The following is a 21,467-nucleotide window of genomic DNA, read 5'->3' on the forward strand; positions in this document are numbered from 1 at the left end:
GTCAGCACTCCTCAGGACGTCGCTTCGGTAACGGGATCCATCCCCAGAACCTGCAGCAGAGCCGAGTGGATGTTCCGGTACCGGTGCTCGGCCTCGTCGAGGTCGGCAGGCACGTGACCCGCTCCCGCCTCGGTGACCAGCGTCCAGGGCAGCTCTCTGCGGACCGCCTCGTCGGCCGCGCGCTTGCTGTGCTGCCACTGCGTCACCTCGTCCTCGCTGCCGTGGACGAGGAAGACACGCTGTCCGGGATCCGTGGCGCAGAGGTGTCCGGGATCGAAGACCCGTTGTGCCGGCGCGGCCGACGCGGCGAGTTCGAATCGAGCTCCGAACCAGTCCCGGTAGGAGGGATCCGCCGCAGCTGCCCGCTCCGCGTGGCGTCGGATGTCGATGAGCGGAGCACTGGCGACTGCGCCGGCGAGGTCGTGCCGGAGGACACAGCCCAGCAAGGCGAGTGCGCCGCCGAAACTGCCACCGAGAAGGGCGATGCCGGCCGGGCCCACTCCCCATTCCGCCGCGGCAGCGATACAGGACTCGACATCTTCTCGGAACGCGGTGGTCCAGGTCTTCCACGCCCGCTGCGTGTGGAGTGGACCGTATCCGGTGGACCCGCAGTAGTTGAGCCCGATGACGGCGACACCGGCGTCGAGGAGTTCGCGGTACAGGCCGTCCCAGCGGAGCTCATCGCGTTCCAGCGACTCCGGTCCGCCGTGGAGCGAGACAACGGCTGCCACCGGAGGCTGCTCCGGCAGGTACCGGAGCGCCGGTGTCCGGCCGTACCAGACATGGGACAGCGTGGCCTGCCCGCCGTGGCGGGGGATCTCGCCCCCGGACCGGTGCAGGTTTCCGTCCTGGTCCAGCCAGATCCAGGAGGAGCCTCCCAGTGTCGAGACCCGGTAGATCCCGATTCCGCGCGGCCCGGCGGTCCGGATGCGGAGCCGGCCGGTGCCGTCGAGGGGAAGCTGTACGTTCTCGTCGTCGTCCGGGTTCCACAGGTGCAGGGTGTCCGAACCCTCGACGGTGGCGACGACGAGGACACGTCCGCTGCCCTCACGTGTGAAGCGTGCTGCATCGATGTGTCCGGCCGGGCCGGCGATCGTGATCCGGGAGTGAGCGGCGAGGTCCCATCCCACCAGGCGGCTCGCGGAGCCGGAGGGCGTCTCGATGAGCAGGCCGTGTCCCTCCCAGCCGTCTGCCCACCGGGCCTCGACCGCCTGCGGGGTGGCCTTCGACAGCGGACGTTCCAGATGCAGCCTGGAATCCCAGGGGCCGCGGTCCTCGCGGAGGACGGCCGCGTCGCACCGGAGATCCCAGTAGACCAACTGCCCCGGCACGCGGGGCCGGTGGGCCCGTGCCGGCTTGCCGGCACCGATCTGGTGGAACTCGACGGATCCCGCGCCGTCCTCGACTGTGAGAACCAGGCAGTGTGCGCCCTCTTCGTCCCAGGCATCCACCACGTCCGTCAGGGTCCAGTGACCGTGCTCCGCCGGTGGCAACGTGGCATGCCACCGTTGGCTCCGGCCGCTCAGGCCGCTCTCGGCAACGACGACTTCCGCGTCGTCCATCTGCACGGTCACGAGCACTTCACGTGATTCGACGTACAGAACGGCGTCACCATCGAGCCCGATGCGGGTGTCGGTCGAGGCACGCTGCGCATCCACGGGCACGTCGAGGTGCAGGGCGCCGTCGTCCTGGACCGTTCCCAGCACCGGGCCTTCGTCCCACGAGAGGAGGAACCGGCCGCGCTCGGTGAAGAAGGTCTCGGCCAGATGGCGCCGGGAGCGGGCGGCGTCAGGAAGTGGCATGCGCGCTCTGCCTTTCCGGGGCGGTCTCGGAGAGTCTGCGCAGACGGCCGTAGAAGGTCGGCACGAGCAGTGCGTTGGCCAGGGTGAGCACTGTGGCGATGAGTACCGTGTGCGAGCTGCCGAGTTGGTGGTACAGCCAGCCGCCCACCGCACCGCCCAGGGCGTCTCCGGCCAGGAAGGCACTCTGCACGAGCCCGAAGAGGACTCCGGCGAGGGCGGTGGGGAAGGCGTTCAGTTGCAGCAGTTCCTGGGAGACGGTTGCGCCGAGCAGGAAAGCGCCGCGCACGGCCAGGGCGCAGGCCGCCAGCCAGGGGCTCACGGACAGGGCCAGGATCAGCGTGGCCGCCGCACAGCAACTCTCCGAGACCAGGAAGACCGCCAGCGGAGAACGCTCACGCAGGTACTTCCCGGCGACGGCTGCCGCGGTCAGCCGGACGACGCTGGCCACGGCAAGCACGACACCGACGAGAGCCACGGGCACACCCCGCTCGGCAAGCAGCAGCGGCAAGTACGGGCTGAGGATGCTGGCGTAGGAGCCCATCAGGAATCCGAGACCGACAACGCCGAGCGCCAGGCCCCGGTGTTCTCGGAACACCGTGGCGAACCCCGCCCCGCCGGCCTTCGCCCGGCCGGCGGAGACCGTACTGGTCCGACCCGGGGGGATGAGGAAGAGCCCGGCCAGCACGCAGCCCGCCGCGAGGAGCAGCACGCAGACGTAGCCTCGGTCACCTGCGCCGATGAACGCGGCGAGCGCTCCGGCAGTTCCCATACCGAGAGCTGTCCCGGCCTGGTTCATGAACTCCCGGCGCGACACGATGGGGACCCGCTGCTCCTCGGTCGTGTGGTGCAGGGTCCACGTGCGCAGACCGATGAACACGGACGAGGCTCCGACACCCGCTACGAGGCCGGAAGCCACCGCGACGACGGCACTGTCGTGGACGATGCGCAGCGTCATGCCGGCCGAGTAGAGGACGGTGCCGCCGATGAGTACCGCTCTCGGTCCCCACCGGTCCGAGAGCCGGCCGATGAACACCGACGTGGTGCCGGCGACGGCCATGGCGGTGTACGACAGACCGAAGTTCACAAGATCGTCATGCGTGTTGAAGTACAGCGGATGCACTGTCTTCGAGAGCCACATGCCGGTGAAGAACATGAAGGTGTAGGCCACCAGGCGGCGGGCCCCCGGGACCGGCAGACTTCGGTTCGACGGCGTGGCACGGGAGGAACGCATGGACGCCTTCTCGGCTTTGGACACTGAATTCCCTGTTCAGGGGGCGCGGGCTGCGGGGCGGCGTGCTGCGGTCACGCCATGGCGGCGGCCACTTGATCGAGATTGGCGCGGGCGTCCGGGTCGTCCGGATTGAGCGTGAGGACCTCTTCCAGCGCCGAGTGAGCCGAGGGAAGGTTCCCGAGCTGGGCGTGCTGCTCGGCCGCCAGTGTCAGGAGCTTGACCGCCTGGTCGCGCGGCAGCAGGCCGGGGTCCAGACTGCAGGCCAGCTGCAAGGCCTTTTCCGTCTGCTCGGACTCGGCCAGAAGGTACGCGTAGTCGTACAGCGCATCGACGTCCCGTGGATCGCATTCATGCGCGATGCGATAAGCGTCGAGGGCCTCTGCCGTCTTCCCGATCCGCAGGTATGTGAAACCCAGGAGTGAATGTACCTCCTGGATGGAAGGCCCCAGATTCCTGGCTTCCAGAAGGGAGGCGAGTGCTTCGCTGAACTGCTCGGCGCTCAGATGGCAGTGAGCGAGTTCCATATGGTATTCCGGCATCTTTCCATCGACGCCGAGCAGCTCACGATAAGTCTCGATGGCGGAGTCGATCCTGCCGATGCGCCGGTAGCACTGTGCCAGGTTGTACATCAGCACGGTTTGGTGCATGCGGTGGACCGCAGTGCCGCTGCGGAGCTTCGAGATACCGGCTGTCAGGTGTTCGATCGCCACATCGACGCGTCCCCGCCGGAATTCTACGAGAGCATAACCGTTCCGGTTGAAGACCCGATGGAAAGTGAGATCCCGGTCGTCGTCTTCGTCCACCCGGTCCAGGGCGGCGTACCCGTGTTCCAGGTAGTCGGCCGTCCGGTCGAGGGAGCGCAGGTGCTCCGGGTGATGGCGCGCGTAGAGCATGGAGAGCGCGTAGTCCGCGCCGGCCACCCCGACGGGGTCGGGATCGCTGCGCCACCTGAGACAGCAGAACTCCGCCTCCAGAGTCCTGCCCTGCATGGTGTACGCCAGGGCAAGACGCCCCCAGACGGCCGGCACGTCGCGGTGCGGCTGGATGCCCCGCAGAATCCGCTCGGCGGTCCAGCTGTCGCCGACGCTCAGGTATTCCACTGCCTGTTCGTACAGGTGGTCCACGTCGGACTCCGACAACCCACCGACCCGGGCGAACAGGCGGTTGACGGTGTCTTCCCGGGGGCTCTCGGGAGGATGCGCGGTGGCTGCGGAACCGCCCGCGCCCACCTGGAGCCGTACCTCGACGTCCCGCCCCGGCAGAGTCGCCAGTGTCTCCAGGAAGAGGCGGCTGCCTTCGTCCAGCAGCTCTGCGTGGGTCACCTCGACGAGGCAGGGGCCCACCTCGGACAGCCAGGCCCTGCCGACATCACGGAAGTTCCGGGTGAGGCGGTCCTTCAGGAAGAACCGGATCCGGTCCTGGGCCTGCGCGGCGTCCGTGAGGCTCGCTTCGCTGTCGATGCCGGAGCAGGCGGGGTCGTCGGGTGAGATCAGCTTGAGACCGATCAGCGCTTCCCGCCGCCACCGGGACCTGTCCGTCACGTCGATGAGCGCCTTGACCGGCGAAAAACCCACGACTCCACGACCGGCTGAAACCACGAAATGGCGCACCCTGCCCCCCCGTTTCTCTTGCAAGTCCATTCCGGCCGGAAATGAGACGTGCCCGTGAGGGGCAGAGAGTCTCTGCCCCTCACGGATGCACGACGCCTCGGATCAGAGTTGGGCGTTGTACATCACGGAGAACGTGACCTTCTTGGCCGCGGGAGCGGCCTTGATGAGCTTCATCGTATTCCCCCTTTTCGTTTGCCGGGCGAGGTTGCCCAGACGTATCAAGATTCACGTATCGCCCTTTCGGTGGACAAGTGATTTTTTGGACGACCTTGCCCCTGATTGTGACGTGGGTCACTGTCGTTTGAGGTTTGCTGATTGTCGATGCACTTCAGTCATCCTCGGGATGCTTGGCGAATCCCTGCCGGCTGTCGGTCGCCTCCCCGTGCTTCCTTGCCGGCCGGTGTGGTCGACTCGCTGAATCGGGTGAAGCTGTACGTCTCATTCCGGCCAAGCTGTGCGAGCGCCCGGTAATCGACGGACCTCCGTACCGGACGTCCGACGTCCCCGCCGGAGGTCATGTGGACGATCTTGCGTGCCCCGCAGCCGGGACGGGGCCCTCCGGCCGCTGACCGCGCGCGGGGGCGTGTGCGAGCATGAAGGGGACAGGATGCCGAGGAGAAAGACTCGGCGCGCCCGGAATGAATCCGCGGCTCCGGCGGTTGACGCCGTCGGCAAGCAGTCTCCGTACAACCCGGGAGAGATGTAGATGTCCGTATCGGACGAGACCACCACCGTCACCGACGGCATCATCCTGACCGACGCCGCCGCGTCGAAGGTCAAGGCGCTGCTCGACCAGGAAGGCCGTGACGACCTGGCGCTGCGCGTCGCCGTCCAGCCCGGCGGCTGCTCCGGCCTGCGCTACCAGCTCTTCTTCGACGAGCGCTCGCTCGACGGCGACGTGGTGAAGGACTTCGGCGGCGTCAAGGTCACCACCGACCGCATGAGCGCCCCGTACCTGGGCGGCGCCACCGTCGACTTCGTGGACTCGATCGAGAAGCAGGGCTTCACGATCGACAACCCGAACGCGACGGGCTCCTGCGCCTGCGGCGACTCCTTCAGCTGAGCCGCGCGGCACCCGAGCAGAACAGGGCGGCGGCCCGGGACCGAGGTCCCGGGCCGCCGCCCTGTCCCGTGCCGGGTGAGGTGCCGGGTGGTGTCACCGGCCCCCGGACGGTGCCGGGAGCCGCGCGCCCGGCTTGTACGTCGGCACGCGCTCGCCGTCCGCCCCGACGACCTCGCGCCCGCCGAGCGGTTCGTCGAGCCGCACCGTCCGCTCGTACTCCTTGGCGATCAGGATGCAGACCTTGTCCCGGTGCGGCGTCTCGGTCACCGTGACGGCCACCTCCCCGTCGCGCTCCTGCGCCTTCGCGTCGTAGTCGGCGCACACGCCGCCGGTGAAGTGCACGGTCAGCTCGCCGTCCCCGGCCGTGTAGCCGCTCACCTCCACGTTCCGGGGCTTCGACGGGTCCGAGGACGGTTCCCCGGAGGACGAGGAGGACGAGGAGGGCGTCGGGGCGGGTGAGGCGGGCGCCGCCGTCGTCAGGTACCGCGGCTCGACCGCCGGGTACGTGACCGTGACCGCGTCCCGCGCGCCCGGCATCCGCACCTCGAACAGCCACGACGGCACCAGCGTCTGCCGCCCCCGCACGGGGTGCGCGGCCAGTCCGAACACCGCGTCCTCGACCGTGGCGGCCTGCTTCCCGCCGCCGGACTTCCCCGGGCTCGCGGACTTCCCCGGGGCGCCGGCCGGCGGCGCGCACGGCAGGTCCGCGCCGTCGCCCTCCCGGTGCGGCACGGGACTCGCGCAGCCGCCGATGCCGGCGCCCGGGCCGCTGCCCGGCGAGTTCAGCAGCGCCAGCGTCTCCTTCGCGTCCAGGACCGGGTACGTGTCGCCCTTCACCGGCGCCTTGACCTGCCCGCTGCCGCCGACCACCTCGCCCTGGGCACTGACGACCACGCCCGTCGTCCAGCCGTACGTGGGCAGCCCGCCGACCTCCGGTTCCGCGTTCACCGCCCGCTTGGCGCCCATGACCTGGCTCGCGTCCAGCCTGGCGTCCTCCTGGCCCAGCGCCTCCAGCACCGGCGCCGCGGCCTGCCTGGCGGCCGCCTCGTCCACCGGACTGCCGTCCGCCGGCGGGGCCTTGCACTCGGCGCCCTTCTTGCAGTTGTCGGTGCCCGGCGTGTAGCGGTGGAAGGTCCAGGTGCCCGGCGCCTGCCGGTCCACCGTGAGCAGCGGTCCGGAACCGTCCTTGGCGTTGCCCGCCTTCCACGCGTCGCCCTGGACGCGGGGCGCGCTCCCGACGCCCAGCGCCTCGGCCAGCCGGGCCACCTCCGCCTCGGTGACGTCGCCCTTCGCCCGGTACACCGGCGCCGAGCCGGGGCCCTCGGGGAGCGAGCCGTCGGCCCGGTAGGTGACGCCGTACGGGTCGGGCTCGCCGGGCGCGATGCCGTTCGTGCCGCCCTCGGGAGACGTGCCGTGGTCGTCGAGGGGGAGCGGCGGGGGAGTGCCGTCGCCCGACGCGCCGGACGACGTACCGCCGTCCGCGCCGCCGGTGGCGGACGTGGCCAGATAGCCACCGCCGGCGCCCAGGAGCAGCACCGCGGCGGCGACCGACGCCACCGCGACCGCCGGGGGGCGCCGCCGCGCGGGACGCCCGGAGCCGGCCTCGTCGGCGGCGGTGGCGTCGTCGTTGTCGGGTCGCTCGGTGTTCACCGCATCGCTCCTTCGGCTGCCCTTCGGCTGTTGCTGGGGACAGCCATGGGACGCGGTGGACGCGCATCCGGTTCCCGGCGACGCGCACGCCGCCCGAAGCGACGGCGCACGCCACCCGAACGGCCCCGGAGCCGCCCGGGGCGCTCAGCCTCCGGGAGTGCTCAGGCGCCAGGGGTTGCTCAGCCGCCGTACTCCGGCATCGACTCCAGCAACCGGGCCGACGTCTGCGGCACCCGTACGCCGTGCGGGAGCGGGACGGGCACCGGCCGGGCGGAGACGTGCGCCGAAGCCGGCCAGCGCGGTGTCATCCGGGCGCAGTCCCCGCGCAGGGAGGCCAGATCGCCGTCCAGGTCGGCCGGGGCGGGGTCGGCGGTCCTCAGGTTCGTCATCACAGCACCGTAGGCACACCGGCCCCGCGAAGAAAGTCGTACTACCGGGTAGTTTCGCCCGCTTCTGAGGGGGACCAGGGCCTGGCCCGGTACCTGACCTGCGCCTGCTCGCCACCTGCTTCAGCCTGGCGTCCCCGCCGGGTAGCGTGAACCGTCAACCCGCCTCCCCTCAGGAGAGAGTCCACGTCGTGCGCATCGCAGTCACCGGCTCCATCGCCACCGACCACCTCATGACCTTCCCCGGCCGCTTCTCCGACCAGCTCGTTGCGGACCAGCTGCACACGGTCTCGCTCTCCTTCCTGGTCGACCAGCTCGACGTACGCCGGGGCGGCGTCGCCGCGAACATCGCCTTCGGCATGGGCCAGCTCGGCACCCGCCCGATCCTGGTCGGCGCGGCCGGCGCGGACTTCGACGAGTACCGGGCCTGGCTGGACCGGCACGGCGTCGACACCGGCTCGGTCCGCATCTCCGAGACCCTGCACACCGCCCGCTTCGTCTGCACCACCGACGCCGACCACAACCAGATCGGCTCCTTCTACACCGGCGCCATGAGCGAGGCCCGCCTCATCGAGCTGAAGACCGTCGCCGACCGCGTGGGCGGCCTCGACCTGGTCTCCATCGGCGCCGACGACCCGGAGGGGATGCTCCGGCACACCGAGGAGTGCCGTACGCGGTCCATCCCGTTCGCCGCCGACTTCTCGCAGCAGATCGCCCGGATGAACGGCGACGAGATCCGGATACTGCTGGACGGGGCGACCTACCTCTTCTCCAACGAGTACGAGAAGGGGCTCATCGAGACCAAGACCGGCTGGAGCGACGCCGAGATCCTCGGCCGCGTCGGCCACCGCGTCACCACCCTCGGCGCGCGGGGCGTGCGCATCGAGCGGACCGGCGAGGAGACCATTGAGGTCGGCGTCCCCGACGAGGAGCGCAAGGCCGACCCCACGGGCGTCGGCGACGCCTTCCGCGCGGGCTTCCTGTCGGGACTCGCCTGGGGCGTGCCGCTGGAGCGCGCGGCGCAGGTCGGCTGCATGCTCGCCACGCTGGTCATCGAGACCGTCGGCACCCAGGAGTACCAGCTGCGCCGGGGCCACTTCATGGAGCGCTTCACCAAGGCGTACGGCGACGAGGCCGCGGCCGAGGTCAAGACGCACCTGGGCTGAGCCCGGCCCCGGCGGCCTACCTGATCCGGCGGACCAGGTAGGCCGTCCCCGTCTCCGCCGGCTCCTCGCCCGCGTACTCCTGGCCGCGCATCTCGCACCACGCCGGGATGTCCAGGCGGGCCGCCTCGTCGTCGGCCAGGACGCGGACCGTGCCGCCGACGGGGACGTCGCCGATGACCTTGGCCAGTTCGATCACCGGGATCGGGCAGCGGCGGCCGATCGCGTCCACGACGAGACCGGCCCGCGCCTCCGGCGCCCTCTCCTCCGAGACCCCCTCTTCCCGGGGCCTCTCCTCCCGGGCCCCTTCTTCCCGGCCCCCCTCCTCCCGGCCGGGCCCTGTCCCCGTCGGCGCCCCCAGCCGCTCCCGCACCGCGGCCACCGTGCCCGGCAGCACCTCCAGGAACCGCTCCACGTCCTCGGCCGGGGTCCCCGGCGGCAGGGACACCCGGACGTTGCCCTCGCTCAGCACCCCCATCGCCTTCAGGACATGGCTCGGCGTCAGCGTGCTGCTCGTGCAGGACGACCCGGAGGAGACGGAGAAACCGGCACGGTCCAGCTCGTGCAGCAGAGTCTCCCCATCGACATAGAGACACGAGAAGGTGACGACCCCGGGCAGCCGGTGCTCCGGATCGCCCACCACCTCCGCGTCCGGCACCACAAGCGGCACCCGGGCCCGGATCCGCTCCGTCAGCTCCCGCAGCCGGCCCGCCTCCGCCGCCGCCTCGGCCCGCACCGCCCGCAGGGACGCCGCCGCGGCCACGACGGCCGGGAGGTTCTCGAACCCGGGCGCCCGTCCCGACTCCCGCTCGTCCCCGGGCCCTTGCGGCGCGAACCGGACCCCCTTGCGCACGACCAGCAGCCCCACCCCCGAGGGGCCGCCCCACTTGTGGGCGCTGCCCGCGAGCAGCGACCAGTCGCCCTCGACCGGCCCCCAGCCCAGCGACTGGGCCGCGTCGACCAGCAGCGGCACGCCCGCCGCCCGGCAGACCTCCGCCACCCGGGCCACCGGCTGCTCGGTGCCCACCTCGTGGTTGGCCGACTGCAGGCAGGCCAGCGCGGTGTCCTCGCCGAGGGCCGCCGCGTACGCCGCCGGATCCACCGCGCCCGCCCGGTCCACCGGGACGCGGGTGAGGCTCCCGCCGGCGGCCTCGTGCGCCTCGGCCGCGTGCAGTACGGAGGAGTGTTCGACCGCTGACACGATCAGGTGACCCCCGACGCGTCGCCGCCCGGCCAGCGCCCCCGCCATCCCCGCATGCACGGCCCGCGTGCCCGAAGGGGTGAACACCAACTCGTCCGGACGGCACCCCACGGCCTCGGCCGCGGCCTCCCGGGCGGCGTCGAGCAGCATCCGCGCCCGCCGCCCCTCCCGGTACAGCCGGGCCGGATCCGCCCACCCCTCGTCGAGCGAGGCCAACAGGGCCTGCCGGGCAACGGGATGAAGAGGAGCGGCGGAAGCGGCGTCGAAGTAGACCACGGGCCCACGCTATGACGTCCGGCAGGGAAACGTTCCGAAGGGGCGCGGGGAACGGCGCGACAAGCCGCAACGAACCGTCAGCCGCCAACGAAACCGCACCTCCCGGCCCGTGGGCGCCCCTGTCCCACCCCTTTCAGAGTGACCCCCGGCGCGTATGCCACCCTCCCCGCGACCCCCCGGAGGGCGTCGGCTAGGGTTTGGTCCGCATAAACATCAAACCCTGCCCGACGCAGGGCGGCGACCGACCAGCGAGAAGGCCGCAGCCGAACAGCGCGGGCGAGACTCTCGGGAAGGCGCTACGTGAGTCCCAACGGCTCCGACCTCCCCCACGCCGCGGGCGGCGCGGGCGGTACCCCCACGCCACGGCGCCCGATGCGGCGGAAGCTGCTGCAGGCACTGACCGCGGGCCTGGTCCTGGCGACCGCCACTGGTTGCACATACGAGGACTTCCCCCGCCTCGGCATGCCCACCCCGACCACGGAAGAGGCTCCCCGGATCCTCTCCCTGTGGCAGGGCTCCTGGGCCGCGGCGCTGGCCACCGGCGTGCTGGTGTGGGGTCTGATCCTGTGGAGTGTCTTCTTCCACCGGCGCAGCCGCACCAAGGTCGAGGTCCCTCCGCAGACCAGGTACAACCTGCCCATCGAGGCCCTGTACACCATGGTCCCGCTCGTCATCGTCTCGGTGCTGTTCTACTTCACCGCGCGTGACGAGTCCGAGATCATGAGCCTCAAGAAGGAGCCCGACGTCACGGTCAACGTGGTCGGCTTCCAGTGGAGCTGGTGCTTCAACTACGTCGAGGACGTGCCCGGTTCCTCCGGTGACGCCAAGACCTCCAAGGAACTGTCCAACATCCCGGACCGGTTCACCAAGGACTTCCCGGCGAACGCCGGCGGTACCTACGACTGCGGTACCCCCGGCACGGAGAACCCGCAGACCGGCAACCCCGGCCCGACCCTCTGGCTCCCCAAGGGCAAGACGGTCCGCTTCGTCCTGACCTCGCGCGACGTCATCCACTCCTTCTGGGTGGTGCCGTTCCTCATGAAGCAGGACGTCATCCCGGGCCACACCAACGCCTTCGAGGTGACCCCCAACAAGGAGGGCACCTTCCTCGGCAAGTGCGCCGAGCTGTGCGGCGTGGACCACTCCCGGATGCTGTTCAACGTGAAGGTCGTCTCCCCGGAGCGCTACGAGCAGCACCTCCAGGACCTCGTGAAGAAGGGGCAGACCGGTTACGTTCCCGCAGGCATCGCGCAGACGAGCCACGAGAAGAACCGGGAGACGAACAACCTGTGAGCATCCTCAACGAACCCCAGGGTGCCTCGGCAGCGGAGGACTCGTACGAGAACGAGCTGCCGGTACGGCGCAAGAAGCCCGGCAGTGTGGTGATCTCGTGGCTGACGACCACGGACCACAAGACGATCGGCACGCTGTATCTGGTGACGTCGTTCGCGTTCTTCGTGATCGGCGGCGTGATGGCGCTGCTCATGCGCGCCGAGCTGGCCCGGCCGGGTCTGCAGATCATGTCGAACGAGCAGTTCAACCAGGCGTTCACGATGCACGGCACGATCATGCTGCTGATGTTCGCGACGCCGCTGTTCTCCGGCTTCGCGAACTGGATCATGCCGCTGCAGATCGGCGCGCCCGACGTGGCGTTCCCGCGGCTGAACATGTTCGCCTACTGGCTGTACCTGTTCGGCTCGACGATCGCGGTGGGCGGGTTCCTGACCCCGCAGGGCGCGGCCGACTTCGGCTGGTTCGCCTACTCGCCGCTGTCCGACGCGGTGCACTCGCCGGGCATCGGCGGTGACCTGTGGATCATGGGTCTGGCCTTCTCCGGCTTCGGCACCATCCTCGGCTCGGTCAACTTCATCACCACGATCATCTGCATGCGCGCGCCGGGCATGACCATGTTCCGCATGCCGATCTTCACGTGGAACGTGCTGCTGACCGGTGTGCTGGTCCTGCTGGCCTTCCCGGTGCTGGCCGCGGCCCTGTTCGCTCTGGAGGCGGACCGGAAGTTCGGTGCCCACATCTTCGACTCGGCCAACGGCGGGGCGTTGTTGTGGCAGCACCTGTTCTGGTTCTTCGGGCATCCAGAGGTGTACATCATCGCGCTGCCGTTCTTCGGCATCGTCTCCGAGATCATCCCGGTCTTCTCCCGCAAGCCGATCTTCGGTTACATGGGTCTGATCGCGGCGACGATCGCGATCGCGGGTCTGTCGGTGACGGTGTGGGCGCACCACATGTACGTCACGGGCGGCGTGCTGTTGCCGTTCTTCTCGTTCATGACCTTCCTGATCGCGGTCCCGACCGGTGTGAAGTTCTTCAACTGGATCGGCACCATGTGGAAGGGATCACTCAGCTTCGAGACACCGATGCTGTGGTCCACCGGCTTCCTGATCACCTTCCTCTTCGGTGGTCTGACCGGTGTCATCCTGGCCTCGCCGCCGCTGGACTTCCACGTCTCGGACTCGTACTTCGTGGTGGCGCACTTCCACTACGTGGTCTTCGGCACCGTGGTGTTCGCGATGTTCGCCGGCTTCCACTTCTGGTGGCCGAAGTTCACCGGCAAGCTGCTTGACGAGCGGCTGGGCAAGATCACCTTCTGGACGCTGTTCGTCGGCTTCCACGGCACGTTCCTGGTCCAGCACTGGCTGGGCGCCGAGGGCATGCCGCGCCGGTACGCCGACTACCTGGCGGCCGACGGCTTCACCGCCCTGAACACGATCTCGACGATCAGCTCGTTCCTGCTCGGCATGTCGATGCTGCCGTTCTTCTACAACGTCTGGAAGACGGCCAAGTACGGCAAGCCGGTCGAGGTCGACGACCCGTGGGGCTACGGCCGTTCGCTGGAGTGGGCGACCTCCTGCCCGCCGCCGCGGCACAACTTCCTCACGCTGCCGCGCATCCGCAGTGAATCCCCGGCCTTCGACCTGCACCACCCCGAGATCTCCGCGATGGACCAGCTGGAGAACGTCGGCCACGGTGAGAAGGCCCTCGCCGGCGGCAAGGAGGCCGGGAAGTGAAGATCCAGGGCAAGCTCTTCATCTGGTTGAGCGTCTTCATCCTGGCCGTCGCGATCGTCTACGGCTACTGGTCCAAGGAGCCGGCCGGCACCACGGCGCTCTTCCTGGCCTTCGGCCTGGCCATCATGATCGGCTTCTACCTGGCCTTCACGGCCGCGCGGGTGGACGCCGGGGCCCAGGACAACAAGGAGGCGGACGTCGCGGACGACGCCGGCGAGGTCGGGTTCTTCAGCCCGCACAGCTGGCAGCCGCTGGCGCTCGGCTTCGGCGGCGCGCTCGCCTTCCTGGGCATCGCGGTCGGCTGGTGGCTCATGTACTTCTCGGCACCGATCCTCCTGATCGGCCTGTTCGGCTGGGTCTTCGAGTACTACCGCGGTGAGAACCGCACCCAGTAGCACGCGCCGTACGCCAAGGGGCCCGGACACTCCGTCAGGAGCGTCCGGGCCCCTTCGTCTGCCGTACGCCCTCTCACTCGTCCGGGTTACCCACCGTGCCGTCATGGACGCGGCTCCCTAGCGTGAGGTCATGAGCGACACGGTTCACTTCCAGGCGCGGGGGCGTACGGTCGTCGGCTGCACCCTGCTGGTGATGGCCCTCGGCGCGGGCGTCACCGCCTGCAGCGGCGACAACGACCCGCTGTCCGCCACGCCCTACGACGCGGCCGGCCAGATCTCCTTCAACGGCCCGGGAGACGCCGGGAAGAAGGCCGACCCGGACAAACCCCTGGAGGTGGTCGCCGAGGGCGCCGACGGGCGCATCACGGACGTCACAGCCATGGACGCGAACGGCCGCTACGTCGCCGGCGAGCTGTCCGCCGACGGCACCCGCTGGCACAGCACCTCGCCCCTGGCCGCCGACGCCGGCTACACGGTGCGGGTCAGCACCGAGGACGGCGACGGGGCGCCCGGCCGCAAGGTGCTCACCTTCGACACGGGCAGGCCCAGCGCCAAGAAGACGCTGGACGTCGCCTTCGGGCCCAAGGCGGGTGCGTACGGCGTCGGACAGCCCATCACCGCGGAACTGAGCCAGCCGGTCCGGGACGCGGCCCAGCGGGCCATAGTGGAGCGCGCCCTGAAGGTCGAGTCCACGCCCGCGGTGGAGGGCGCCTGGCACTGGGTGGACGACAAGAAGCTCCACTACCGCCCCAAGGAGTACTGGCCCGCCCACACCACCGTCCAGGTCCGCAGCAACCTCGAAGGCATCAAGGTCGGCGACCGGATGTGGGGCGGCAAGGCCAAGCCCTTGAAGATCACGACCGACGACCGTGTCGTGGCCGTCACCGACGCCGCCGCACACACGCTCACGGTGTACCAGGACGGCGAGGAGATCAGGCAGATCCCGGTCACCACCGGCAAGCCCGGCTTCGAGACCCGGGACGGCGTCAAGGTCGTCCTCGGCAAGGAATCCTTCGTACGCATGCGCAGCACCACCGTCGGCATCGCCGAGGGCTCCTCGGAGTCCTACGACCTGCCCGTCCACTGGGCCACCCGGGTGACCTGGAGCGGCGAGTACGTGCACGCCGCCCCCTGGTCCGTCGGCTCCCAGGGCGTCGCCAACGTCAGCCACGGCTGCGTCGGCATGAGCACCTCCAACGCGGAGTGGTTCTTCAACGCCGTCCAGGAGGGCGACCTCGTCGAGGTCGTCAACTCCGGCGGCGACACCATGGAGCCCTTCGGCAACGGCTTCGGCGACTGGAACCTGGACTGGGCCAAATGGCGCACGGGCAGCGCCCTGACGAACGGCTCGGGCGCTGCCACCGGCGACCAGAACGCGGCCCGCCTGCGCCCGACGGTCGTGTGAGGCACCGGAGGGCGCGGGGCCGTACCGGACCCTCAGGCGCTCTGCAACCTCCGCTGCCGCAGCAACCCGGCGAGCGCGTTCGCGAACTCCACCGGCTCCACCGGCAGCGTCACCGCCGCCTCCGCCCGGCTCCAGGTCGCCAGCCACGCGTCCTGCGGACGTGCGATGAGCAGCAGTACCGGCGGGCACCGGAAGACCTCGTCCTTGATCTGGCGGCACATGCCCATGCCCCCCATGGGCACGGCCTCGCCGTCCAGCACACAGGCGTCGATGCCGCCCTTGTCCAGCTCCTTGAGCACGGCGGCCGGGGTGGCGCACTCCACGAACTCGACCACGGGCACGTCCGGAGCCGGCCTGCGGCCGGTCGCGAGCCGCACCTGTTCGCGGGTGTTGGAGTCGTCGCTGTAGACCAGCACCGTGACGGTCGCCTGCATGCTTCCTCCGATACGCGGTGAAGATACGCGGTGAAGACCGGGATGAAGACTGTCCAGCCCGTTGGGCCGGATGCTACTCCCTCGTCCCCCTGGTCAACACCGGTCGGGACGCTGCTTCGACGGGCCGTTCGATGGGCCATACGGGCAGTACAGACAGGGGGAACACTCCGAACGGCACCCCCCGGGGTGAGGGCGGGATAAGCGACCGACATAATGTCGGTCGTGGCGACAGCAACGACAGTAGAAACCGGGCACGCGCACCCGTCGGTCAACCGGCCGAACCTCACCAGCGTCGGAACCATCATCTGGTTGAGTTCCGAGCTGATGTTCTTCGCGGCCCTCTTCGCGATGTACTTCACCCTGCGATCGGTGACCGGCCCGGACTTCTGGTCCGAGAAGGCCGAAGCGCTGAACATCCCGTTCTCCGCGACGAACACCACGATCCTGGTGCTCTCCTCCCTCACCTGCCAGCTCGGCGTGTTCGCGGCCGAGCGCGGTGACGTGAAGAAGCTCCGGATGTGGTTCATCGTCACCTTCGTGATGGGTGCGATCTTCATCGGCGGTCAGGTCTTCGAGTACACCGAGCTGGTCAAGCACGAGGGCATCTCGCTCTCGTCCGACGCGTACGGCTCGGCGTTCTACCTGACCACCGGCTTCCACGGACTGCATGTGACGGGCGGACTGATCGCCTTCCTCTTCGTCCTGGGCCGCACCTACGCGGCCCGGAGGTTCACTCACGAGCAGGCGACCGCCGCCATCGTCGTGTCCTACTACTGGCACTTCGTCGATGTCGTCTGGATCGGCCTGTTCGCCACGATCTACCTGATCAAGTAGTCGCGGAACGCACCCGCGCAATACCAGAAGCATCGACGCAGAAGATCCTGACACCGGGGTAATCCGTGAAAAAGCTCTCCGCACGACGACGCCATCCGCTGGCGGCGCTCGTCGTCCTACTCCTCGCGCTGGCATGCACAGGGGGGCTGTACGCCGCGTTCGCACCCGCGGGCAAGGCGCAGGCCGATGAAACCGCCCAGTCCCTCGCCATCGACGAGGGCAAGAAGCTCTACGCCGTCGGCTGTGCCAGTTGCCACGGCACCGGAGGTCAGGGCACCAGCGACGGTCCGAGCCTGGTCGGCGTGGGCGCCGCGGCCGTCGACTTCCAGGTGGGCACCGGCCGCATGCCGGCCCAGCAGCCCGGCGCGCAGGTCCCGAAGAAGAAGGTCATCTACTCCCAGGCGGAGATCGACCAGCTCGCGTCCTACATCGCCTCGCTGGGCGCCGGCCCGTCCGTCCCCTCGGAGGAGAAGTACGGCCCGGAGGGCGCGGACATCGCCAAGGGCGGTGAGCTCTTCCGTACCAACTGCGCGCAGTGCCACAACTTCACCGGCAAGGGCGGCGCCCTGACGCACGGCAAGTACGCGCCGACCCTTGAGGACGTCGACCCCAAGCACATCTACGAGGCCATGCAGACCGGCCCGCAGAACATGCCCTCCTTCCCCGACACCACGCTGTCGGAGCAGAACAAGAAGGACATCATCGCCTACCTGGACGCGGTCAACGGCGACGAGACCGTGGACCCGGGCGGTCTCTCGCTCGGCGGCCTCGGGCCGGTCAGCGAAGGCCTGTTCGGCTGGATCTTCGGTCTCGGTGCCTGCATCGCCGTCGCCGTATGGGTCGCCGCTCGGACCGCAAAGGCCAAGAAGTCATGAGTAGCCAAGACATTCCAGAAGAGAACCTGCCCGCTGAGCAGGACGCCCCGCACGGCGCGGTGAAGGTCGCGGACGAGGAGAACCCGTTCGCCGATCCCGGTCTGCCGCCCCACGAGCACCGGATCCAGGACATCGACGAGCAGGCCGCCAAGCGGTCCGAGCGCGCGGTCGCCCTGCTGTTCACGGTGTCGATGCTGGCCACCATCGGCTTCATCGCCTCGTTCGTCGCGATCCCGCACGACAAGTCGATCTTCATCTGGCCGCTCGGTCACATCAACGCGATGAACTTCGCGCTGGGTCTGACCCTGGGCGTGGCGCTGTTCACCATCGGCGCGGGCGCCGTCCACTGGGCGCGCACCCTGATGTCCGACGAGGAGGTCGCCGACGAGCGCCACGCGATCGAGGCCGACACCGAGACCCGTGCGAAGGTCCACGCGGACTTCAAGCAGGGCGCCAAGGAGTCGGTGATCGGCCGGCGCAAGCTGATCCGCAACACGATGCTGGGCGCCCTCACGCTGGTGCCGCTCTCCGGCGTCGTCCTGCTGCGCGATCTCGGCCCGCTGCCCGGGACCAAGCTCCGCCACACGCTGTGGTCCAAGGGCAAGCTGCTCGTCAACATGAACACGAACGAGCCCATGCGTCCGTCGGACATCGGGGTCGGTTCCCTCACCTTCGCCAAGCCCGAGGGCCTGGAGGAGCACGACCACGACTTCCAGAACGAGATCGCCAAGGCGGCCCTGATGATCATCCGGCTGGAGCCGGACTCGATCAAGGACAAGCGCGAGCTCGAGTGGTCGCACGAGGGCATCGTGGCGTACTCGAAGATCTGCACCCACGTCGGTTGCCCGATCTCCCTGTACGAGCAGCAGACGCATCACGCGCTCTGCCCCTGCCACCAGTCCACCTTCGACCTTGCCGACGGCGCCCGGGTCATCTTCGGTCCCGCCGGTCACCCGCTGCCGCAGCTGCGCATCGGTGTGAACGACGAGGGCTATCTCGAGGCGCTCAGCGACTTCGAGGAGCCCGTCGGTCCTGCATTCTGGGAGCGCGGATGAGTACTGCAGCCAACGACGCACCCCGCTCGCGCGGGAAGGCACCGGCCGGCGAACGCGTCGCCGACTGGGCCGACGGCCGGCTGGGGATCTACTCCCTGGCCAAGGCCAACATGCGCAAGATCTTCCCCGACCACTGGTCGTTCATGCTGGGTGAGATCTGCCTGTACAGCTTCATCATCATCATCCTCACGGGTGTGTACCTGACGCTGTTCTTCCACCCGTCGATGAACGAGGTCACGTACCACGGCTCGTACGTCCCCATGCAGGGACAGCTGATGAGTGAGGCGTACAAGTCGACGCTCGACATCAGCTTCGACGTGCGCGGCGGTCTGCTGATCCGGCAGATCCACCACTGGGCGGCGATCATCTTCCTCGCCGGCATGTTCGTGCACATGATGCGCGTCTTCTTCACCGGCGCGTTCCGCAAGCCGCGTGAGATCAACTGGCTGTTCGGCTTCCTGCTGTTCGTCCTCGGCATGTTCACCGGCTTCACCGGTTACTCGCTCCCGGACGACCTGCTCTCCGGCACCGGTGTCCGCTTCACCCAGGGCGCGATCCTGTCCATGCCGGTCGTCGGCACGTACATCTCGATGTTCCTGTTCGGCGGGGAGTTCCCCGGGACCGACTTCGTCGCCCGGTTCTACTCGATCCACATCCTGCTGCTGCCGGGCATCATGCTCGGGCTCGTGGTCGGCCACCTGATCCTGGTCTTCTACCACAAGCACACGCAGTTCGCGGGCCCCGGCAAGACCAACAAGAACGTCGTCGGCATGCCGCTGCTGCCGGTGTACATGGCGAAGGCGGGCGGCTTCTTCTTCCTGGTCTTCGGCGTCATCGCGGCGGTCGCCGGCCTCGTGTCGGTGAACCCGATCTGGGCCATCGGCCCCTACCGTCCGGACCAGGTGTCGACCGGCGCCCAGCCGGACTGGTACATGGGCTTCGCCGAGGGGCTGGTCCGCGCGATGCCGGGCTGGGAGATCAACGCCTGGGGCCACACACTGGTCCTGGGTGTGTTCATCCCACTGGTGATCTTCGGTATCTTCCTCGCGCTCATCGCCCTCTATCCGTTCATCGAGTCGTGGGTGACCGGCGACAAACGCGAGCACCACATCCTGGACCGGCCGCGCAACGCGCCGACCCGTACGGCCTTCGGCGTCGCGTGGGTCACCGCGTACATGGTCATGCTGATCGGCGGTGGCAACGACATCGTCGCCACGCACTTCCACCTCTCGATCAACGCGGTCACCTGGTTCGTGCGGATCGGGTTCTTCGCGGGACCGGTCATCGCGTTCATCGTCACCAAGCGGATCTGCCTCGGCCTCCAGCGCCGGGACAAGGAGAAGGTGCTGCACGGCCGGGAGTCGGGCATCATCAAGCGCCTGCCGCACGGTGAGTTCATCGAGGTCCACGAGCCGCTCAGCCAGGAGCAGCTGCACACGCTCACGGCCCACGAGCAGTACAAGCCGGCCGAGATCGGCCCGACGGTCGACGAGAACGGCGTCGAGCGCAAGGCGAAGGGCACCGACAAGCTCCGCGCCAAGCTCAGCGAGGCGTACTACGGCGAGGAGTCGCAGATTCCGAAGCCGACCGTCGAGGAGTACAAGGAGATCACGAGCGGCCACGGCCACCACTGACCCTCCAGCGTCGCCACACCACGGTCGAAGGGCCCCGTCCGGTTCGCGGACGGGGCCCTTCGCCGCGCCCCGGGCTGGATAGGGTGGAGGTGCACCGTCCTTTCCCACGACCCACACGACGCAGGAGCGGCTGATGAGCGCTGTGACCCCCGCCGGCGGCGACACCGCGGCGGGCCGCTCCTGGCCCGCCCTGCTGAACGGGCTGCTGGACGGCCGAGACCTCTCCGCCGACGACACCGCCTGGGCGCTGGACGTGATCATGCGCGGCGAGGCGACCGACGCGCAGATCGCCGGGTTCGCGGTGGCCCTGAGGTCCAAGGGCGAGACCGTCGAGGAGATCTCCGGCCTCGTCCGCACGATGTACGACCACGCCAAGGTGATAGAGGTGCCGGGGGAGACCGTCGACATCGTCGGCACCGGCGGCGACGGCGCCAAGACGGTCAACATCTCCACCATGTCGGCGATCGTCGTGGCCGGCACCGGAGCCAAGGTCGTCAAGCACGGCAGCCGCGCCGCCTCCTCCGCTTCCGGGGCCTCCGACGTCCTGGCGAAGCTCGGGGTCAATCTGGAGCTGACGCCGAAGCGGGTGACGGAGGTCGCCGAGGAGGCCGGCATCACCTTCTGCTTCGCGGTGAAGTTCCACCCGGCGCTGCGGCACGTGGCGGCGGCCCGCGGACAGCTCGGCATCCGCACGGTGTTCAACTTCCTGGGCCCGCTGACCAACCCCGCCCGGGTCCGGGCGCAGGCGATCGGGGTAGCCGATGCCCGGATGGCGCCGATCATCGCCGGCGTCTTCGCCGAGCGCGGCCACTCGTCCCTGGTCTTCCGCGGCGACGACGGCCTCGACGAGCTGACCACGACGTCCACCTCCCGCGTCTGGATCGTGCGGGACGGACGGGTCACCGAGGAGGCCTTCGACCCCCGGGACGTCGGCATCGAACCGGTACCGGTCGAGGCGCTGCGCGGCGCCGACGCCTCCTACAACGCCGACGTCGCCCGCCGTCTGCTGGCCGGCGAGACGGGCCCGGTGCGGGACGCGGTGCTGCTGAACTCGGCGGCGGCCCTGGTGGCCCTGGAGCCGGGCGAGGGAGCCCTGGCCGAGCGGCTGCGGGCCGGCATGGACCGGGCCGCCCGGGCGATCGATTCGGGCGCCGCCAAGCGCGCCCTTGACCGCTGGGTGGCCGCCAGCAACGCCTGAGCGGTGCGTGGCGCCCGGGGTGTGTGATGTGCGTCCCGCGATCCGGACACGGGTTGCGGGACGCCGATCACGTCCCATAGGTTTTCCGACAGGTCATGAGTGACAGTCATGAGGCCCCGGCCGACTGTCCGGCAACCCTCCGTCCGTGGCGGGGTGCCCCGGGTGAAGACCAGGCCGTGGACAGCAGGGTTCACGGCAAGCGCGGACCCCTCGCGGAACCAGGGGTCCT

Annotated in this window: 18 protein-coding genes and 1 riboswitch; of the genes, 11 read left to right on the forward strand and 7 right to left on the reverse strand. The window is 69.4% G+C overall.

The window, feature by feature from the left end; all coding sequences use genetic code 11:
* Positions 1 to 11 precede the first annotated feature (11 nt).
* The 3 genes from IG94_RS0103415 to IG94_RS0103425 form a co-directional block, all read right to left on the reverse strand.
* Positions 12 to 1,802: an alpha/beta hydrolase family protein gene (locus tag IG94_RS0103415; RefSeq protein ID WP_031030760.1), complete on the reverse strand. Its 1,791-nt coding sequence runs from the start codon at positions 1,800 to 1,802 to the stop codon at positions 12 to 14.
* On the reverse strand, positions 1,789 to 3,033 hold the full coding sequence (locus IG94_RS0103420; RefSeq protein ID WP_157852203.1) for an MFS transporter: 1,245 nt from the start codon (positions 3,031 to 3,033) through the stop codon (positions 1,789 to 1,791). The genes IG94_RS0103415 and IG94_RS0103420 overlap by 14 nt, the downstream gene beginning before the upstream one ends.
* Before the next feature lie 71 nt (positions 3,034 to 3,104).
* Positions 3,105 to 4,607: a tetratricopeptide repeat protein gene (locus IG94_RS0103425; protein ID WP_031030767.1), complete on the reverse strand. Its 1,503-nt coding sequence runs from the start codon at positions 4,605 to 4,607 to the stop codon at positions 3,105 to 3,107.
* A gap of 742 nt (positions 4,608 to 5,349) precedes the next feature.
* Between IG94_RS0103425 and IG94_RS0103430 the strand changes: the two genes are divergently transcribed.
* Positions 5,350 to 5,706 (forward strand): HesB/IscA family protein, encoded by a 357-nt coding sequence (locus IG94_RS0103430; protein ID WP_031030770.1) that lies wholly within the window; start codon positions 5,350 to 5,352, stop codon positions 5,704 to 5,706.
* 93 nt (positions 5,707 to 5,799) lie between these two features.
* Here IG94_RS0103430 and IG94_RS0103435 read toward each other — a convergent pair whose 3' ends face one another.
* Entirely contained in the window at positions 5,800 to 7,356 is a 1,557-nt protein-coding gene (locus tag IG94_RS0103435; protein WP_031030773.1) for a hypothetical protein, read from the reverse strand.
* A gap of 179 nt (positions 7,357 to 7,535) precedes the next feature.
* The gene (locus tag IG94_RS0103440) at positions 7,536 to 7,745 is read right to left on the reverse strand and encodes a hypothetical protein (RefSeq protein WP_031030775.1); all 210 of its coding nucleotides are present in this window, start codon (positions 7,743 to 7,745) and stop codon (positions 7,536 to 7,538) included.
* 188 nt (positions 7,746 to 7,933) lie between these two features.
* On the opposite strand from IG94_RS0103440, the gene IG94_RS0103445 reads away from it, so the two are divergent.
* Complete coding sequence (locus tag IG94_RS0103445) at positions 7,934 to 8,908, forward strand: carbohydrate kinase family protein (protein ID WP_031030778.1); 975 nt, start codon at positions 7,934 to 7,936, stop codon at positions 8,906 to 8,908.
* A gap of 16 nt (positions 8,909 to 8,924) precedes the next feature.
* Here the strand turns inward: IG94_RS0103445 and IG94_RS0103450 are convergent, their stop codons facing one another.
* A complete protein-coding gene (locus tag IG94_RS0103450) occupies positions 8,925 to 10,382 on the reverse strand; it encodes a cysteine desulfurase/sulfurtransferase TusA family protein (protein ID WP_031030781.1) in 1,458 nt (485 codons plus the stop codon).
* Positions 10,383 to 10,682: 300 nt separating this feature from the next.
* Here IG94_RS0103450 and ctaC point away from each other — a divergent pair, with 300 nt between their 5' ends.
* From ctaC to IG94_RS0103470, 4 genes are all read left to right on the forward strand, one after another.
* Positions 10,683 to 11,675 carry an aa3-type cytochrome oxidase subunit II gene (gene ctaC / locus IG94_RS0103455; RefSeq protein WP_031030784.1) on the forward strand — a complete coding sequence of 331 codons (993 nt, stop codon included), beginning with the start codon at positions 10,683 to 10,685 and terminating at the stop codon, positions 11,673 to 11,675.
* Complete coding sequence (gene ctaD, locus IG94_RS0103460) at positions 11,672 to 13,408, forward strand: aa3-type cytochrome oxidase subunit I (RefSeq protein ID WP_031030787.1); 1,737 nt, start codon at positions 11,672 to 11,674, stop codon at positions 13,406 to 13,408. Before ctaC ends, ctaD begins: the two co-directional genes overlap by 4 nt.
* The gene (locus tag IG94_RS0103465) at positions 13,405 to 13,803 is read left to right on the forward strand and encodes a cytochrome c oxidase subunit 4 (RefSeq protein WP_031030789.1); all 399 of its coding nucleotides are present in this window, start codon (positions 13,405 to 13,407) and stop codon (positions 13,801 to 13,803) included. The genes ctaD and IG94_RS0103465 overlap by 4 nt, the downstream gene beginning before the upstream one ends.
* Before the next feature lie 130 nt (positions 13,804 to 13,933).
* Entirely contained in the window at positions 13,934 to 15,208 is a 1,275-nt protein-coding gene (locus IG94_RS0103470; protein ID WP_031030793.1) for a L,D-transpeptidase, read from the forward strand.
* Between the two features lie 32 nt (positions 15,209 to 15,240).
* Here the strand turns inward: IG94_RS0103470 and IG94_RS0103475 are convergent, their stop codons facing one another.
* Positions 15,241 to 15,642: a response regulator gene (locus IG94_RS0103475; RefSeq protein ID WP_031030795.1), complete on the reverse strand. Its 402-nt coding sequence runs from the start codon at positions 15,640 to 15,642 to the stop codon at positions 15,241 to 15,243.
* 213 nt (positions 15,643 to 15,855) lie between these two features.
* Between IG94_RS0103475 and ctaE the strand changes: the two genes are divergently transcribed.
* The 5 genes from ctaE to trpD all read left to right on the forward strand — a co-directional run bounded on the left by ctaE (position 15,856) and on the right by trpD (position 21,238).
* Complete coding sequence (ctaE, locus tag IG94_RS0103480) at positions 15,856 to 16,476, forward strand: aa3-type cytochrome oxidase subunit III (protein ID WP_031030798.1); 621 nt, start codon at positions 15,856 to 15,858, stop codon at positions 16,474 to 16,476.
* A gap of 65 nt (positions 16,477 to 16,541) precedes the next feature.
* Positions 16,542 to 17,351 (forward strand): cytochrome bc1 complex diheme cytochrome c subunit, encoded by an 810-nt coding sequence (gene qcrC / locus IG94_RS0103485; protein ID WP_031030801.1) that lies wholly within the window; start codon positions 16,542 to 16,544, stop codon positions 17,349 to 17,351.
* Complete coding sequence (gene qcrA / locus IG94_RS0103490; protein WP_031030804.1) at positions 17,348 to 18,406, forward strand: cytochrome bc1 complex Rieske iron-sulfur subunit; 1,059 nt, start codon at positions 17,348 to 17,350, stop codon at positions 18,404 to 18,406. The genes qcrC and qcrA overlap by 4 nt, the downstream gene beginning before the upstream one ends.
* Positions 18,403 to 20,040, forward strand: a complete 1,638-nt coding sequence (gene qcrB, locus IG94_RS0103495; RefSeq protein WP_031030807.1) for a cytochrome bc1 complex cytochrome b subunit — start codon at positions 18,403 to 18,405, stop codon at positions 20,038 to 20,040. Before qcrA ends, qcrB begins: the two co-directional genes overlap by 4 nt.
* 133 nt (positions 20,041 to 20,173) lie before the next feature.
* The gene (trpD, locus tag IG94_RS0103500; protein WP_031030809.1) at positions 20,174 to 21,238 is read left to right on the forward strand and encodes an anthranilate phosphoribosyltransferase; all 1,065 of its coding nucleotides are present in this window, start codon (positions 20,174 to 20,176) and stop codon (positions 21,236 to 21,238) included.
* A gap of 91 nt (positions 21,239 to 21,329) precedes the next feature.
* Positions 21,330 to 21,446, forward strand: a riboswitch (SAM riboswitch).
* Positions 21,447 to 21,467: the final 21 nt, after the last annotated feature.

Source organism: Streptomyces olivaceus (assembly GCF_000721235.1).
In the GTDB taxonomy this organism is placed as follows: domain Bacteria; phylum Actinomycetota; class Actinomycetes; order Streptomycetales; family Streptomycetaceae; genus Streptomyces; species Streptomyces olivaceus.